The organism is Clostridium pasteurianum BC1 (genome assembly GCF_000389635.1).
Classification (GTDB): domain Bacteria; phylum Bacillota; class Clostridia; order Clostridiales; family Clostridiaceae; genus Clostridium_I; species Clostridium_I pasteurianum_A.
This window is the reverse complement of the sequence record NC_021182.1, coordinates 2,471,056-2,488,468: the sequence shown is the minus strand read 5'-3', so window position 1 is coordinate 2,488,468 and position 17,413 is coordinate 2,471,056. Positions and strand designations below refer to the sequence as shown.

Below are 17,413 nucleotides of genomic sequence, written 5' to 3'. Positions count from 1 at the left end.
ACACCTCCAAAATCATTTTTATAAGCTTCTTTTTTACTTAACCCCTGATTTTACTTGTTACCATTTAAAGCGTAGTACTTCTATATTGATTTGTAAATTTTTTAGAAGAAAATTTTTATAAATAGTTTATAATTATCTATAAAAATTAAATCTAAACTAATACAACTCCTGCTTCAATTGTATTACCTCTAATATAATCATTTACCCTCATTGCCTTCTTGCCTGGAAATTGTATTACTTCAATCAATATACTACCCTCTTTACATGCAACTACTATTCCTTCATCCTTCACTTCTATTATTGTACCAGGCAGTTTATCATATACCTTATCCAAAGCTTTAGCTTTGTGTATTTTCATATTTTTTTCCTCATAAGCTGAATAGGCAAGTGGATGTGGATTAAGACCCCTAACTAAATTTACAATATTTTTACTACTATTATTCCAGTTAATTCTTCCACTTTCCTTATTTAATGTTTGTGCATAATTGGAATCTTCATCCTTTTGTTTCTCTGGTACTATTTCGCCTTTAGCATATTTATTAATAGTTTCTACCAGAAGATCCCCTCCTCTTTCCATGAGAATATCATGCAGTTCTCCATAAGTCATATATTCTGTAATACTTACCTTGTCTTTTAAAAGCATATCCCCTGTGTCCAATCCAACATCCATAAGCATGGTAGTATTACCTGATACAGCTTCTCCATTTATTATTGCCCAATTTATTGGAGCAGCTCCTCTAAGCTTTGGCAAAAGGGATGCATGCAAATTTATACAAGCATACTTTGGAATATCTAGTATTTCCTTTGGCAGTATCTGCCCAAAAGCTACAACTATAATGAAATCAGGATTTATTTCTTTTAATTTTTCTATTATTTCATGGTGATTTTTTATTCTATCTGGTTGATAAACTGGTATATCATTTTCTAAAGCTACTTCTTTCACTGCTGACATAGCTATTTTTTTACCCCTACCTTTAGGTTTATCAGGTTGAGTAAAAACAGCTTTTACATTAAAATTATCTATAAGTTTCTTAAGTGAAGGTACAGAGAACTCTGGAGTTCCCATAAAAACTATATTCAAATTATTGTTCATCTCCTTCAACTAGCTTATCAATAAACAGTACTCCATCTAAATGATCTAATTCATGACAAATTGCCCTAGCTAAAAGACCATTACCTTCTATTTCTATAGCTTCTCCTTTTTCATTTAGGGCTTTTGCCTTAACATATTCTGGTCTTTCAACCTTTCCTTCTCTTTCTGGTATACTTAAGCAGCCTTCTTCATCTATTGCACTGCCTTTAGTTTCAATAATTTCAGGATTTATAAGTGCTATAGGTCCTTCTCCTACATCTATAACTACTAATCTTTTCAGTATACCCACCTGAGGTGCTGCCAATCCAACTCCATGGGCTTCATACATAGTTTCCTTCATATCTTCTATCAATGTAAGTATTCTATCATTTATTTTGTCAACATTTCTGCTCTTTTTTCTTAGAATATTATCTCCTAAAGTTCTTATATTTCTCAATGCCATATCAATAACCTCCAAAATAAAATATTATACATCTTAATTATATTTTACAATAAATTAACAGGATTTATGTCCATACTAATTCTTATATCATTATAATCATTTTTAACGCAATCATAAACAAATTTTTTTATATAGCTGGCAAATTCATAATTAATGTTACCCTTTAGAATTATTTGCCATCTAAACATTTCCTTTATCTTAGATATTATACAGGGACAGGGTCCTAACATCTTTATATTACTATATTCATTTACTATATTTTTTAATAACATACCAATATTTTGTGTATTTTTTATTAATAAATTTTCATTCTTACTACTTATATTAATTAAGAATATGTTACTAAAAGGTGGATATTCCATAGATTTTCTTATCTTTATTTCTTCTTCATAAAATCCCAAATAGTCATTATCAGCTGCTGCTTTTATAGCATGACTCTCAGTACTATAGGTTTGTATAATTACCTTTCCTTCTTTTACTCCTCTTCCAGCCCTTCCTGAAACCTGATTGATCAGTTGAAAAGTTCTCTCATTTGCTCTGTAATCTGGTAAATTTAGTGATAGATCTGCTGCAATAACTCCAACTAAAGTTACATCTTTAAAATCTAAACCTTTGGCCACCATCTGAGTACCTATCAATATGTCAGCTTCTCTATTCTTAAATTTATTATATATTATCTCATAAGAATTTTTCTGCCTTGTGGTGTCATAATCCATTCTCAAAGTTTTAGCTGATGGAAAGATCTTTTTTATTTCCTCCTCTATTTTTTCAGTACCTACTCCAAAATATTTTACATATTTACTACCACATTTGGGACAAGTAGAAGTCAATTCCTTAGTGTTTCCACAATAATGACAAATAAGCTTCTTACTTTCACTATGATAAGTAAGAGATATGTCACAATGTTCACATTTAAAGACATATCCGCATTTTCTGCAGGAAACAAAAGTAGAATGTCCCCTTCTGTTCAAAAATAATATAATCTGATTATTATTTTTGAGAGCATTATTAACTTCATCCAAAAGAAGTCTACTGAACATAGATTTGTTATTACTGCGCAATTCTTCTTTCATATCCACAATACTTACTTTCGGAAGTTTTGCTCCATCAGCTCTCTCTGAAATAGTTATAGTAGACATTTTATTATGAAGACATTTGTAATAAGTTTCTAAAGATGGTGTAGCTGAACCTAAAACTAATTTACAATTTTCCAAATCACTTTTCATATTTCCTATTTCCACTGCAGTGTATTTAGGAGTTATTTCTGATTTATAACTACTTTCATGTTCTTCATCTATTACAATCAATCCCAAATTAGAAAAGGGTAAAAATATTGCAGACCTGGCTCCAACGGCTACCTTTGCTTTACCACTTTTTACTCTAATCCATTCATCATATCGTTCTCCATCGGAAAGTCTACTGTGAAATACAGCTATATTTTTACCAAACCTGCCTTTAAATCGCTCTACAGTTTGAGGTGTAAGAGCTATTTCTGGCACCAAAATAATGGAATCTTTGCCGCTCTCAATCATTAGACTTACTAACTTCATGTATATCTCTGTCTTTCCACTTCCAGTTACACCATGTATCAAAAATTTATTCTCATTTTTCCTCATTATTGCATTTACGGCTAATTGCTGATCATTATTTAATTTCTTCTCATTATATTTTTCATAAATTTTTTCATTATATCTATCAATTATCCTTTCTTCTTCACTTAAAAAGCTATGTTTTATTAAAGTATTTATGGAGGATAAGGATAATTTAAAATTTTTATTTAATTGATTTTTAGTATAGTTTCCATTATTCTCATTTATTATAGAAAATATATTATTATAGGGTTCTTTATTATATTTACCTGTCAGTTGATTTTTTACTGAAATTTTACTGCTAGTTTTTTGTTTCATTCCTCTATTAATGCCCGTTGGTATAATTAATTTTATGCAATCTAAATAAGTGCATATATATTTTTCTCTCATTGACTTTATAAGATCTATGTCTTTTTCTCTAAGAACTGTAAAGCTGTCACAAAAGCATTGAATTTTTTTAATACTGTATGTACTTTTATAAGTTTCATAGAGCTCAATTATAAATCCAAAAACTATTTTATTTCCCTTTCCAAAGGGAACCTTCACTCTTTGACCTATTTTAATAAAATCTATTAAGTCTTCTGGAATTTCATATGTAAATATTTTGTCTACTTCACTAGACTCATTATTTATAACAATCCCCGCATATTTAAACACTAAATCACCCTTTTGTATTGACAAATATGAAAAAAACAATTACCTCACTTTTGCTAGAGCAAAAAAGCGCCTTTAGCGCTTTTTGTTTAACAAATTAAATAATTCTCTTGCTATTTCTCTCTTAGACATTTTATCTAAATTATATACTTCACCATCTCTACTTAAAATAGTTACTAGATTATTATCGCTGGCAAATCCTGTATCCTCTAATGTTATATCATTCGCTACTATGTAATCTAAATTTTTTTTATTAATTTTAGTTCTGGCATTTTCAATTAAATCATTACTTTCTGCTGCAAAACCAACTAAAATTTGATTTTTCTTTCTTTCACCTAAAGTTTTAAGAATATCATAATCTCTTACAAAGGTAATTTTTAAATCATCCTCAGATTTTTTAATCTTTTTTTCACAATAATTTTGGGGTTTATAATCCGCAACGGCTGCTGATTTTACTACAATATCACTTTTATCATAATATTCTAAGACTTTATTGTACATTTCCTCATTAGTATTAACATTTATTAAATTTATACCATGAGGCTTTTTTAAAGAGCAAGGACCTGAAATGAGTGTTACCTTTGCGCCTCTATCCCTTGCCTCTTCTGCAATAGCATAACCCATTTTTCCTGAAGATCTATTAGTAATATATCTAACAGGATCTATATAGGAAACAGTTGGACCAGCTGTGACAAGCACTTCCTTATCACATAAATCTTTTTTATCATAAAGCATACTTAAAACAATCTCTGAAATGTACTCTGTATCAGCAAGTTTACCTTCCCCCGTATCTCCGCAGGCAAGTCTACCACTGCTAGGTGATATAAATTCATAATTAAAATTCTTTAATTTCTTAATATTATCCTGAACTATAGGATTCTGATACATATTTGTATTCATAGCCGGTGCAAATACTACAGGAGCTTTAGTTGCCATTATGGTTGTAGATAGCATATCATCAGCTATACCATTTGCTACTTTTCCTATAATATTTGCTGTAGAAGGTACTATGAGCATCAAATCTGCTTTTTTAGCCAGTGAAATATGCTGAATTTCCCAAGCTCTTGGCTCTTCAAACATATCAGAAATAACCATATTCTGACTCAGGGCTTGAAAACTCAAGGGGGTTACAAACTCTATAGCAGATTTGGTCATAATCACATGGATATTAATATCTTTCTTTTTAAGACGGCTTATTACATCTAATGCCTTATAAACTGCTATGCCACCACATACACCCACAACTACAGTTTTTGAGGCCATATTACTTACTTCCTTCTTTTATAGTTTCATATCCAAATTTACCTTGGTCCAACTCATTTATTGCTATAGTAAGAGGCTTATTCGAATCAATATCCGCTAGTGGTTTAGCCCCACCTATAATTTGTCTTGCTCTTTTTGATGTTATTACAACTACAGAATACCTGTCTCCAGCCTTCTTAACTAAATCAACTATTGATGGACTAATCATTGAATTGTTCATGAATCAAATCCTCCTTAGAATTTAATATTTTATCTTTTATCCTATCTACTCTACACCTTTCAGCGGCTATAATACTTTCTATTTTGATCACAGCCTCATCTATGGTATCATTTATAACAGCATAATTATATTTTGAAACATAGTTAATTTCTCTATAAGCAGCTTTAAATCTTGTTACTAAAGATTCTGCTGTTTCACTTCCTCTGCCAATAATTCTATTTTTAAGTTCTTCCATGGATGGTGGTAATATAAATATAAATACGCCCTCTGGATAATTATCCTTTACCTTTAAAGCTCCTTGAATATCTATCTCCAATATTACATCTTCTCCATTTTCCAATCTTTCTATAACACTTGATTTTGGAGTACCATAAAAATTCCCATATACTTCTGCATACTCTAAAAAATCATCATTGAGAATTCTATTTTTAAATTCATCTTTACTTAAATAGTAATAACTTTTACCTGGAACCTCTCCTTTTCGTGGTGTTCTTGTGGTGGCAGAAACAGATAGCCAAAAATTTTCTCTATTTAATAATTCTTTACAAAGAGTACCCTTTCCTGCTCCTGAGGGTCCAGATAATACTATTAAAAGCCCTTTATTTTTCATTATTCCTCAACCTCATCTATGGCTTCTTCATCCTTTGAAGCAAGCCTATTAGCTACCGTTTCTGGCTGAACTGCTGAAAGTATAACATGATCACTGTCAGTAATTATAACTGCCCTTGTTCTCCTACCATAGGTTGCATCTATAAGCATACCTCTATCTCTAGCTTCCTGTATTATTCTTTTAATAGGTGCAGATTCAGGACTAACAATAGCAACTAATCTATTTGCTGAAACTATGTTGCCAAATCCTATATTAATTAACCGTATACCCATTTTTATCCTCCTTAAGACTACTGTATATTTTGAACTTGTTCTCTTATTTTTTCTATTTCATTCTTTACATCTAAAACCAAATGAACTACATTAACATCATTAGCTTTAGATGCAATAGTGTTAGCTTCTCTATTCATTTCTTGAACTATAAAGTCTAATTTTCTTCCTATGGGCTCATTGCTATTCAAACTTTCTCTAAGTTGGAATACATGACTTCTAAGTCTTACAATTTCTTCATCTATGCAGGCTTTATCACTAAAGATTGCCACTTCCATTGCCAATCTATTTTCATCCACATTATTGTCTCCAATAAGTTCCTTAATTCTATCATTAAGCTTTGTTTTATACTGTTCTACAACCAAGCTAGACTTTTCAGCTATGTTGCTAACTAATTGGTCTATAGAGGAACATTTATGTTCTATATCTTCTTTTAATTTTGCACCCTCTTTTAATCTCATAGAAGCTAAAGTAATTATTGCTTCATCTAAGGGAATTTTTAAATTACTCCAAATCTCCTCAAAATCTTCATCTTTTTGCTCAATAGTTATTACATCTGGAAATTTCGCTATTAACGAAAGTGACAACGATTCCTTAAGTCCATAACGCTCATTTATCTCCTGTAGACATTTTACAAGGCTATCACTCAAATTTTTGTTTAGCAAAGCTTTAGAACTTTCCGTTTCTAAAACAGTCTGTGTTATATAGATATCTACTTTCCCTCTGCTGAGCTTCTCTTGTAATTTTTTTCTTATCTTATCTTCAAGAGAAGTAAAACTTCTTGGCATTTTTATATTTAAATCAAGATATCTATGATTTACACTTCTTATCTCTATGGTGAAATTTCTATTTTTACATTCATAAAAAGCTCGACCATATCCTGTCATACTGCTTACCATGGTAAATCATCCTTCCATTGTTTTGCCAACAATTCATACTTATTATTATACAAAAACTATAAGTATAAATTCAAGTACTATATTCGACTTTAATGATTATACCACATTTTTTCTGCTACATAATACTTTTTTAATATTTATTTATACCTGCTAAATTTGTTTAGTGCCTCTTCAATTGTAACTTTATCCTTGGTAAGCGCTATTCTGAAATATTGATGTCCTAAATTTCCAAAGCTGTACCCCGGAGTAATAACTATTTGATGTTTTTTTAAGACTTCACTACAAAATTCATAGGTTGTATAATTGTTAGGAACTTTACACCATACATAAAAAGTCCCTGTGGTTTTAAAAAACTCTATATTCTTATTTTTTAAAATAATTTCTGCTGATTTTCTTCTATCATTATATATATGCCTAATTGAATTTATATAACTCCTCTCTAATGTCAATGCTCTAATTGCGGCATACTGTATTGGCTTAAACTGTCCTGAATCCAAATTGCTTTTTATAGTTAACAGTGCTTTTATAACATCTTTATTTCCCACAGCATAACCAATTCTAAAACCTGTCATGTTATAAGTTTTAGACATAGTTCCAAATTCAATACAGTTTTTTTTATCTATGTCATATTGGAGAAGGCTAGTAGGTGCTTTATTCTCTTCTATTATTTCGTTATAGGCGGAATCATTACAAAGTATTATATCATTATGGCTGCAAAATTTTATTATATCCTTGTAAAAATTCTCACTAGCTACTGCACCTGTTGGATTATTAGGATAATTTATTATAAATAATTTTGATCTTAATATATCTCCATCTAGCATATAATCCAGCTCTGGCAAAAAACTATTTTTTCCTTTAAGCGGAATTTTATAGGTCACTGCTCCCCAAAGTTTTGTTGCTGTTTCATATACTGGATAAGACGGATCTGTCATTATAACACCATCACCAAAATTGCAAACTGCAGGTATGATATTACTGATCCCTTCTTTAGAGCCTATTAGTACTAATACTTCATCTAAATCAAGCTTTACAGAATATACATCAGAATAATATTTTATAATCTGTTTTTTTAACTTTTCCACTCCATCATAAGGTGGATATTTATTAAAATTTTTTATTGCTAATGCACTGATTAATTCTTTTAAAATACTAGGATGAACTGGTAGATCAGGGTCTCCTATACCTAAATCAATTATTTTTTTACCTTCTGATAAAATTTTATTTTTTTCATCATCAATTTTTTTAAAATGATATTCTCCAAGTGTAGCAATTCTATTATTAATTTTCACTTTTATTCCTCCTAGAATTCTGTCTATCATTTTAGTATATGCCCTGCTTTGTTTATTGTTACAAAAATAATATATTTCAAAACAAAAAAAGACCATCTCTAATGCATATAAGGCATATTCAAATAAATAACTAGTCAGTATGCTAGTCTATTTTGAATCCTACTGCGTCAACAGAACCCTCAGATAGCCTACTATCCTGGTCACCTGTTTCCTTGTATGATTCAAAATATACGTCGCATCTTTGACTTACTATTTATTTTCATATGCCTTATAGCATTTTGAGACAGCCCTTTAATATATTTAAAGAATTATGCAAATAAGTCCACCATTGCCCTCATTGATTATTTTTTCTAATGTTTTCTGAATTTTTACCTGAACATCCTCTGGCATTTTAAATAATTTTTTTTGCAAGCCTTCTTTTACTACTAAATCAAAGGATTTACCAAACATATTACTTTCCCAAATTTTAGAAGGATCACTTTCAAATTCCTCTAATAGGGATTTTACTAATTCTTCACTTTCTCTCTCGGTTCCCATTATAGGTGATATCTCTGTTTCAATATCTGCTCTTATAAAATGAAAAGATGGGGCACTGGCTTTTAACTTAACCTCATATCTAGATCCATTTTTAACTATTTTAGGTTCTTCAAGCTTCATTTCTGTAAGTTGAGGGGCCACAAGACCATAACCTGTTTCCTTTACATCTCTTAATGCATCAGAAATTCTATCATATTCAACCTTAGCCTTATGATAATCCCTAATAGTATTTAATAATTGACTTTCCCCTAAAATATCCGCTCCACAGTACTCACTTAACACCTTATAAAATATACCTTTTTTAGGTATAAGACTAACTCTTGCTACTCCACTTCCCATATTCATCTCATCTACTTGTGATGAATCAAGAAAATCCGTATCAGTAAAACTATTCAAGGTTTTACTGATATCTCTTACTCTATTTACATTTTTGCATATTTCCTTAACTAGCCCCCAATAATTATCCTTAAGCCAATGCTTTGACTCCAGTTTTTCAATCCACTCTGGCATATCTATGTTTATTTCTTTAATAGGAAATTCTTTTAATACTCTTTTAAATATATCAGTTATGTCCTCTTCATCCATGTTAAGTACGTCCATTATTTGCACTGGAACATCATATTTATTTTCTAATTCGTTAGAAAGCTCCAAGGTTTTTGGATCTTTTGCTCTAGAAGAATTAAGTACAATGATAAAAGGTTTATTTATAGCTTTAAGCTCCTTTACCACTCTTTCTTCTGCATCTAAATATTCATCTCTAGGGATATCTGTTATAGTGCCATCTGTAGTTATTACAAGACCTATAGTAGAATGCTCATTTATTACCTTCTTTGTCCCTATTTCTGCCGCTTCTTCAAAAGGTATTTCATGATCATACCAGGGTGTTGTTACCATTTTGTCTCTGTCTCCCTCTTTATATCCCAGTGCTCCTTTTACTATATAACCAACACAATCTACCATTCTTACTTTGAATTTTATACCTTCACCAATGCCTATTTCTACAGCTTCATTTGGTATAAATTTAGGTTCTGTGGTATGAATAGATTTTCCCGAACCACTTTGAGGAAGTTCATCTTTAGCTCTTTCTTTTTTATAGGAATTTTCTATGTTAGGAATAACCATAAGATCCATAAATGTTTTAATAAATGTGGATTTTCCTGTTCTAACTGGGCCTACTACCCCAACATATATATCTCCTTGGGTTCTTTCTGCTATATCTTTGTATATATCGAAATTATCCAAAATGTACCCTCCTGTATCTTAATATTAACAGTATATATATATTGGTGTATATTATTAAATATACCTTATTTGTAATTTATAATTAATAATTTTTGCAATAAAAAACACTATTAGAATGTGTTTTTATTTAATCATTCCAATAGTGCCTGTTCTATGAACATATCTTATATAGTTTACTTAATACATTTCATCCTTTTTATCTCTCTCCATAAGTTCCTTCACAGCTGCTTTTACATCCTTATCTTCAAATAAAACTTTATATAGCATATCTGTTATAGGCATGATTACATTTAGTTTGCCTTTTAATTCATAAAAAGCTTCACAGGCTTTAACACCTTCAACCACCATACCAATTCTCTGGCAAGCCTCATTAAGTGGAACACCTTCTCCAATTAAAATACCTGCTCTTCTATTTCTACTATGTAAGCTTGTGCAGGTAACTATTAAATCTCCCATACCAGTGAGTCCATAAAAAGTTTCCCGCCTGCCTCCAAGTAAAGTTCCAATTCTCACTATTTCACTCATGCCTCTTGTCATAAGTGCAGCCTTAGTATTATCCCCATAACCTAACCCATCACAAATTCCACAAGCTAGTGCAATTATATTTTTAACTGCACCTCCTATTTCTATGCCAATTATATCATCATTAGTATATACTCTAAAAGTATTAGTCATAAAAAGATCCTGTACTTTGTAGGCATATTCCATATTTTCAGAAGTAACTACAACTGTAGTTGGCAAATTCCTTGACACCTCTTCTGCATGACTTGGTCCGGATAATATCACTACAGGATTTGAAGGTAGTTCCTCTTTAATTACCTTAGAAAGCCTCATTTTAGTCTCTTCCTCTATTCCTTTTGCAATACTAACTATAATTTGATCTTTACTTACCTTTTTGCTTATTTGGCCACATATAGTTCTTATTGCATAAGAAGGAACAGCTAAAATTATACAATCACTTTTTTGTATTGAATCTTCTATGGTATTAGTAGCAATAACTCCATCTGGAATAGTAATGTCAGCTAAATATTTATGATTAGTTTTACTGTTATTTATTTCCTCCACTACAGCTGGATTCCTATCCCATATAGTTACCTCATATCTTTTGTTAGCTAACAGTATACCTAATGCAGTTCCAAAACTTCCACCGCCAAGGAAAGTAACACTTTTCATATCATTCCTTCCTTTCTCTGAAAATAACTTTAATTCCAGTTCCGCTAAAATCAAAACTTTCTCTTAATTTATTTTCTAAGTATCGTTCATAAGAAAAATGGATAGCTTCTGTATCATTTACAAAAAAGATAAAAGTGGGTGGCTTTATGGCTACCTGTGTTACATAATAAATTTTAAGTCTTTTTAAAGCCACTACAGGTGGTTCTTTCATAAGTACAGCTTTGCTAACTACATCATTTAAAACACCTGTGGATATTCTTCTAGAATAGTTATCATAACATTTCTTTACTTCATCTAATACCTTATTAACTCTTTGACCTGTTTTTGCAGAAATAAACAGATACTGTGCATAGGCCATAAAGGATAATTTATATTGTATATTCTTCTTGAATAAATCCATAGTTTTATCATCTTTTTCTATAAGATCCCATTTATTTACCAAAACCATTATTGCTTTACTTAATTCATGGGCATAACCAATAATTTTTTCATCCTGATCACTTAGCTGTTCAGTTGCATCTAATATAAGTATACATACATCAGCTCTTTCTATAGCCGCTAAAGTTCTTATAACACTGTATCTTTCAATTTCTTCTTTTACTTTGCTCTTCCTTCTAAGTCCAGCTGTATCTATTAAAATAAACTTTCCTTCCTCTGTTTCAAGATAACTATCTACAGCATCCCTAGTAGTACCAGGTATATCACTTACTATAACTCTATCTTCTCCAAGTAATTTATTAATTAATGAAGATTTACCTACATTTGGTTTACCTACTACTGCAATTTTAGTATATTCATCTTGCTCATCAATATTAACTATCTCTTTAAAATGCTCTACTATTTTATCAAGCATATCTCCAAGACCCAATCCCTGGGAAGCTGAGATTGCTATTGGCTCACCAATTCCCAAATTATAAAATTCAAAAGAATTTTGCTCATCTGCTAGCTTATCTATTTTATTTACCACAAGCACAATGGGTTTTTTTGATTTTCTAAGCATCAAGGCTACTTCGTTATCTGCATCTGTAAGTCCTTGCTTTCCATCCACTATGAATACAATAACATCAGCAGTTTCTATAGCCATCTGAGCTTGCCTTCTCATTTGTGCTACTATAATATCACTGTTTTCGGGTTCTATACCACCCGTATCAATAATGGTAAATAAATTGCTGAGCCATTCTGCTTCAGCATATATTCTATCTCTAGTTACCCCTGGTGTATCTTCTACAATGGAAATTCTTTTTCCTGCTAATTTATTAAATAAAGTTGACTTTCCAACATTAGGTCTTCCTACTATTGCTACTATTGGTTTTGACATGTATTATTCCTCCCAGCGTGTTCATTTATAATTTCTATTAGATCTTCTCCTGTATATTCACAAACTAAAACTTTTGTATTTAAAGCCTTTTCAATATCTTCAATAAGTATATCGTCTAAAAACATTTTTGTATCTACCTTCAGCATATTTTTTGGCACTATAATATATTCTCCATATTTAACTTTTTTAAGTTGTTTAATAATATCTCTCCCTGTAATAAGTCCTGCCACAGTTATGGTGTGACCCAAATAGTCATTTAATATTTTAACTGTATTTATATTTAAATTTTTATTTACAGATGAAATCACATCTCCTGCTGACTTTATTTCTTTAAAAGCTGAAACCCCTGTTACTAAAGTAAATTCACCTTTAATTCCTTTTTTTAAGTTATTTAATGTGCTTTTTATATTTTCTCTAAAAATTCTGATCATACCTATTCCATCTTCTAATTGATCAAAATTTTCATAGAACTCCTTTTCTGGTATATCCATATCCGCTAAAACATAAAATTCATCCGAAAGTCTTATAAAGGGAACACCTATTTCCTTTATAAAATTCTCCTGTAATTGTGAAGCTAAATTGATCTCTTCTTCTGCCATACTCTTATCATAAGTCCTTAAATCAAATAGTCCTTCTCTATACTTTGTTACACCTACAGGTACTCCTGCAACATTTTTTATATTAGGGTAAAACTTGTATAAATCCATTATAGTTTTTGTTAGTTCTTTACCATTATTAACACCAGGACAAAGCACCAATTGACAATTCATAGTTATACCACCCTGAGACAACCTTTCAAGTCTCTCCATAACATTGCCAGCAAATCTATTATTAAGCATTTTTATTCTAAGATGAGCATTAGTTGTATGCACAGATATATTTATAGGGCTTATTTTATAATTTATTATCCTATCAATATCTTCATCCTTCATATTTGTCAACGTAACAAAATTCCCCTGAAGAAAAGATAATCTTGAATCATCATCCTTAAAATACAGAGATTTTCTCATGCCCTTTGGCAATTGATCTATAAAACAAAATATACATTTATTTCTACAGCTTTGTGCTTTGTCAATTATTCCATTTTTAAATTCTATACCAAATTTTTCATTAAATTCTTTTTCTACTTGCAGTTCCCATATTTCGTTATTATCTTTTTTTTCTACCTCAATAGTTACATAATCATCTGCCATTAAAAATCTGTAATCAATTATATCCTTTATTTCTTCACCATTTATACTTATGATTCTATCCCCAACCTGAACACCTAACTCTTCCGCAATACTTCCACTATAAACCTTTAAAATCTCATTTTGCATATCTTACGCTCCCAAACCAAAACATATGTTAATCTATTACCTCACTAATTGTGTTCTCCCTATATTAGATAAATAATCTTATTTATTTTCACATATCTTAAGTTATATTACCTTAATAAAAAATTTTAGTCAAGAAATAGAAAATGAAAAAAATAAAATCTCCCTCAGTATTACTATAAGGAGATTTTATTAATTATTCATTTAAATCTATTTGTTCTCCGGTAACTAAATATATAGTACCTTCACAAATATTAGTAGTGTGATCCGCTATTCGTTCTAAATATTTACAAGCAAACAGAAATTGTGTGGCCTGATTTATAGCTTTTGGATTATCCATCATCATTACTAAAAATTCACTAAAAATCTGTTTATATAAAGCATCTATTTCATCGTCTTTTTTACATATAGCATATGCACGCTTTACATCGCCCTGCACATATGCATCAAGAGAAACTTTAAGCATTTCTTTAACCAAAGTAGCCATACGGGTAATATCTGTTAGCTGATTCACATAATCATCCGTTTTTAATCTCTTGGTTACCTTCGCTATATCAACAGCATGATCTGCTATTCTTTCAAGATCAGTTACTATTTTAGTTGTAGTAAATATATTTCTCAAATCCATCGCCAAAGGCTGCTGCATTGCTATAAGCTTTATAGCCTTATTCTCAATTTCCTTTTGCATGTCATCAATTAAATCATCATTGTCTATTACTCCTTGTGCTAATTTTTCATTTTGATTGACTAAAGCTTCTATGCACTGGAATATTTGTTTTTCAACCATACTACCCATTCTCAAAAGATCTGTATGCATTTCTTCCAAATGTGAGTCAAAAACTTTTCTTGGCATTAAAATCACCTCTTTTTATCATATACCATATACCATATTAAATTGATTCCCAAAATAGAATTTAAAAATAAAAATTTAACCAAATCTACCTGTAATATAATCCTCTGTTCTCTTATCTACTGGTTTGTAAAATATACTTTCTGTTTTTCCATCTTCAACAACCTCTCCATTTAAGAAAAAAGCTGTGTAATCTGAAATTCTGCCAGCCTGCTGCATATTATGAGTTACTATTATTACAGTATATTTCTTTTTCAATTCATCCATCAGTTCTTCAACCTTTAAGGTGGATATAGGATCCAATGCTGAAGTAGGTTCATCCATAAGAAGCACCTCTGGTTCCACTGCCAAAGTTCTAGCTATGCATAATCTTTGCTGCTGGCCTCCTGAAAGTCCTAAGGCACTTTCTTTTAATCTATCCTTTGCTTCCTCCCAAAGTACAGCACCATTTAAACTTTTTTCTACAATTTCGTCTAATTTATTTTTACTTCTTATACCATGTATTCTTGGCCCATAGGCAATATTATCATATATAGACATAGGGAATGGATTTGCCTTTTGAAACACCATGCCTATTCGTTTTCTCAATTGAATTTCATCATAATCTTTATATATATTCTTATCCTCAAATAGCACTTCTCCGTCTATTCTTACAGATTCAATTAAATCATTCATTCGATTGATAGTTCTTAAAAATGTAGACTTACCGCACCCTGACGGCCCAATTAGTGCAGTTACAGAATTCTTTTCTATATCAAGACTAATACTTTTAAGTGCTTGGACATTTCCATAGAATAAATTTAAATTGTTAGTCTTAATTATACCCATTTTAGTTCCCCCTTACTTTCCGCTATAAGAATTATATATTTTCTTTCCTATTATTCTTGCTAAAACATTAAATACTAAAACCATAATTACCAATACTGCTGAAGAACCATTAGCTATTTTAGAAGCATCAGGAACCATACCTTCCGAATTTAATTTCCAAATGTGAACCGCCAAAGTTTCTGCTGGCCTAAAAAGACTAAAAGGTGAAACTTTGCCAGTGAGACTTATATTACTATATTTTAAAACAGGTGCACTCATTCCTGCCGTGTACAAAAGTGCAGCAGCTTCTCCAAATATTCTACCTGATGCTAATATTACACCTGTTAGTATTTGTGGCATTGCAGATGGAAGTATTACTTTCTGTATGGTTTGCCATTGTGTTGCACCAAGTCCAAGACTAGCTTCTTTCACCTTTGCTGCAGAAGCTTTTATAGCATTTTCACTTACTCTTGTCATAGCTGGAAGATTTATAACTGTTATGGCTAGTGCTCCTGATAATAAAGTATAGCCCCAATGAGTCATTGTTACAAAAACTAATAATCCAAATAACCCTACAACTATAGAGGGAAGTGACGCCATAGTCTCAATGCATAACCTAATTATCTCTAGTACTTTTCCATCTTTAGCATATTGAGACATATATATGCCTGCTCCTATACCAATAGGTATAGTTATTATAAGCGCTATTACAAGCATATAAAAGGAATTAAACAATTGTGGCCCTATTCCTCCACCGGCCTCAGCAATTTTAGGATCTCCTAATAAAAAGTGAAGATTTAAAGAACTTCTTCCATTGTAAATAATATAACCTATAAAACCTATAAGCAGTAAAACTATAAAAGCCGATATTACATATAATACCACAGTTGCTATTTTATCACAAGTTTTAGCTTTCATTATGCTTCACCTCTTTTTCCCAAAAGTCTTATTAGCACTATAAAAATAAAAGATATTAATAAAAGTATAAGTGCTATTGACCAAAGTGCATCATTCCAGGGAGTGTTGTCGACAGTATTAGATATGCTCATAGTTAATATACTGGTTAAAGTAGTTGTAGGAGATGTCAATTTATCAGCAAATTTCAAGGTATTACCTATGACCATCTGAACAGCTAAAGCTTCTCCAAAAGCCCTAGCAATACCAAGTACAATTCCCGTTAAAATCCCACTTTTACTTGCAGGAATAATCACCCTATAAATAGTCTGCCATCTAGTGGCTCCAAGTCCATAGGAAGCTTCTATGTAATCCTTTGGTATAGTTTTTATTGCGTCAGCAGATATGCTTGCAATAGTTGGCAATATCATAATACTGAGTACTAGAATTCCCGATATCAAACTAAAACCAACTCCACCACCTAATCTTTTAATAAATGGTATTAAAAGTATAACGCCAACCCATCCATATACAACGGAAGGTATTCCCACAAACAACTCCAAAGCAGGTTGAAGGATTTTTTCTCCTAACCTAGGGGATATTAAATTCATAAAAATTGCTAGTGCTATACTTACAGGTGCACTTATTATTACCGCACCAACAGATACCAGTGTGGAACCTACAATAAAAATTGCAGCACCAAATTCAGGTTTATCAGCATCAGGTTTCCAACTGGAACTAAAAAGAAAATTTGACAGAGAATAATGATCCTTTACAAATATTCTTATTCCCTTGGACGCAACAAAAAATATTATGGATAATGTCAATACTACTATTAACAATCCACAAATTATAGAAAAGCCTCTGCCTAAATATTCTGTTTTAATCTTTTGCCATACACTTCTTTTATCCATATAATCAACCTCAAATAATTTAATTTTGTAA

Annotated in this window: 17 protein-coding genes; all 17 read right to left on the bottom strand. The window is 31.0% G+C overall.

The genetic code is table 11. The features are described from left to right. Positions 1-151: 151 nt before the first annotated feature. The 17 genes from fmt to pstC all read right to left on the bottom strand — a co-directional run bounded on the left by fmt (position 152) and on the right by pstC (position 17,382). Positions 152-1,093, bottom strand: a complete 942-nt coding sequence (gene fmt, locus CLOPA_RS11565) for a methionyl-tRNA formyltransferase (RefSeq protein ID WP_051115641.1) — start codon at positions 1,091-1,093, stop codon at positions 152-154. Next, positions 1,083-1,535 carry a peptide deformylase gene (def, locus tag CLOPA_RS11560; RefSeq protein ID WP_015615615.1) on the bottom strand — a complete coding sequence of 151 codons (453 nt, stop codon included), beginning with the start codon at positions 1,533-1,535 and terminating at the stop codon, positions 1,083-1,085. The genes fmt and def overlap by 11 nt, the downstream gene beginning before the upstream one ends. A gap of 44 nt (positions 1,536-1,579) precedes the next feature. After that, the gene (priA, locus tag CLOPA_RS11555; RefSeq protein WP_015615614.1) at positions 1,580-3,781 is read right to left on the bottom strand and encodes a primosomal protein N'; all 2,202 of its coding nucleotides are present in this window, start codon (positions 3,779-3,781) and stop codon (positions 1,580-1,582) included. Positions 3,782-3,853: 72 nt separating this feature from the next. Beyond that, positions 3,854-5,041, bottom strand: coding sequence for a bifunctional phosphopantothenoylcysteine decarboxylase/phosphopantothenate--cysteine ligase CoaBC (gene coaBC, locus CLOPA_RS11550; protein WP_015615613.1), 1,188 nt, complete (start codon positions 5,039-5,041; stop codon positions 3,854-3,856). Between the two features lies 1 nt (position 5,042). Further along, a complete protein-coding gene (gene rpoZ / locus CLOPA_RS11545; RefSeq protein ID WP_015615612.1) occupies positions 5,043-5,261 on the bottom strand; it encodes a DNA-directed RNA polymerase subunit omega in 219 nt (72 codons plus the stop codon). Then, positions 5,242-5,871, bottom strand: a complete 630-nt coding sequence (gmk, locus tag CLOPA_RS11540) for a guanylate kinase (RefSeq protein WP_015615611.1) — start codon at positions 5,869-5,871, stop codon at positions 5,242-5,244. Before gmk ends, rpoZ begins: the two co-directional genes overlap by 20 nt. Beyond that, positions 5,871-6,143: an extracellular matrix/biofilm regulator RemA gene (gene remA, locus CLOPA_RS11535; protein WP_003442079.1), complete on the bottom strand. Its 273-nt coding sequence runs from the start codon at positions 6,141-6,143 to the stop codon at positions 5,871-5,873. Before remA ends, gmk begins: the two co-directional genes overlap by 1 nt. 17 nt (positions 6,144-6,160) lie before the next feature. Continuing rightward, positions 6,161-7,039 (bottom strand): YicC/YloC family endoribonuclease, encoded by an 879-nt coding sequence (locus CLOPA_RS11530; protein ID WP_015615610.1) that lies wholly within the window; start codon positions 7,037-7,039, stop codon positions 6,161-6,163. 137 nt (positions 7,040-7,176) lie between these two features. Beyond that, positions 7,177-8,331: an aminotransferase class I/II-fold pyridoxal phosphate-dependent enzyme gene (locus CLOPA_RS11525; RefSeq protein WP_155241903.1), complete on the bottom strand. Its 1,155-nt coding sequence runs from the start codon at positions 8,329-8,331 to the stop codon at positions 7,177-7,179. A gap of 300 nt (positions 8,332-8,631) precedes the next feature. After that, complete coding sequence (gene spoIVA / locus CLOPA_RS11520) at positions 8,632-10,110, bottom strand: stage IV sporulation protein A (RefSeq protein WP_015615608.1); 1,479 nt, start codon at positions 10,108-10,110, stop codon at positions 8,632-8,634. Between the two features lie 177 nt (positions 10,111-10,287). Beyond that, positions 10,288-11,283 carry an NAD(P)H-dependent glycerol-3-phosphate dehydrogenase gene (locus tag CLOPA_RS11515; protein WP_041710870.1) on the bottom strand — a complete coding sequence of 332 codons (996 nt, stop codon included), beginning with the start codon at positions 11,281-11,283 and terminating at the stop codon, positions 10,288-10,290. A 1-nt stretch (position 11,284) separates the two neighbouring features. After that, positions 11,285-12,601 carry a ribosome biogenesis GTPase Der gene (gene der / locus CLOPA_RS11510; RefSeq protein ID WP_015615606.1) on the bottom strand — a complete coding sequence of 439 codons (1,317 nt, stop codon included), beginning with the start codon at positions 12,599-12,601 and terminating at the stop codon, positions 11,285-11,287. Continuing rightward, on the bottom strand, positions 12,586-13,920 hold the full coding sequence (locus tag CLOPA_RS11505; RefSeq protein ID WP_015615605.1) for a DUF512 domain-containing protein: 1,335 nt from the start codon (positions 13,918-13,920) through the stop codon (positions 12,586-12,588). Before CLOPA_RS11505 ends, der begins: the two co-directional genes overlap by 16 nt. A 193-nt stretch (positions 13,921-14,113) precedes the next feature. Next, complete coding sequence (gene phoU / locus CLOPA_RS11500) at positions 14,114-14,770, bottom strand: phosphate signaling complex protein PhoU (protein ID WP_015615604.1); 657 nt, start codon at positions 14,768-14,770, stop codon at positions 14,114-14,116. Between the two features lie 75 nt (positions 14,771-14,845). Continuing rightward, a complete protein-coding gene (gene pstB / locus CLOPA_RS11495) occupies positions 14,846-15,595 on the bottom strand; it encodes a phosphate ABC transporter ATP-binding protein PstB (RefSeq protein ID WP_015615603.1) in 750 nt (249 codons plus the stop codon). Between the two features lie 12 nt (positions 15,596-15,607). Next, the gene (pstA, locus tag CLOPA_RS11490; RefSeq protein ID WP_015615602.1) at positions 15,608-16,492 is read right to left on the bottom strand and encodes a phosphate ABC transporter permease PstA; all 885 of its coding nucleotides are present in this window, start codon (positions 16,490-16,492) and stop codon (positions 15,608-15,610) included. Then, positions 16,492-17,382 carry a phosphate ABC transporter permease subunit PstC gene (pstC, locus tag CLOPA_RS11485; protein ID WP_015615601.1) on the bottom strand — a complete coding sequence of 297 codons (891 nt, stop codon included), beginning with the start codon at positions 17,380-17,382 and terminating at the stop codon, positions 16,492-16,494. Before pstC ends, pstA begins: the two co-directional genes overlap by 1 nt. Positions 17,383-17,413: the final 31 nt, after the last annotated feature.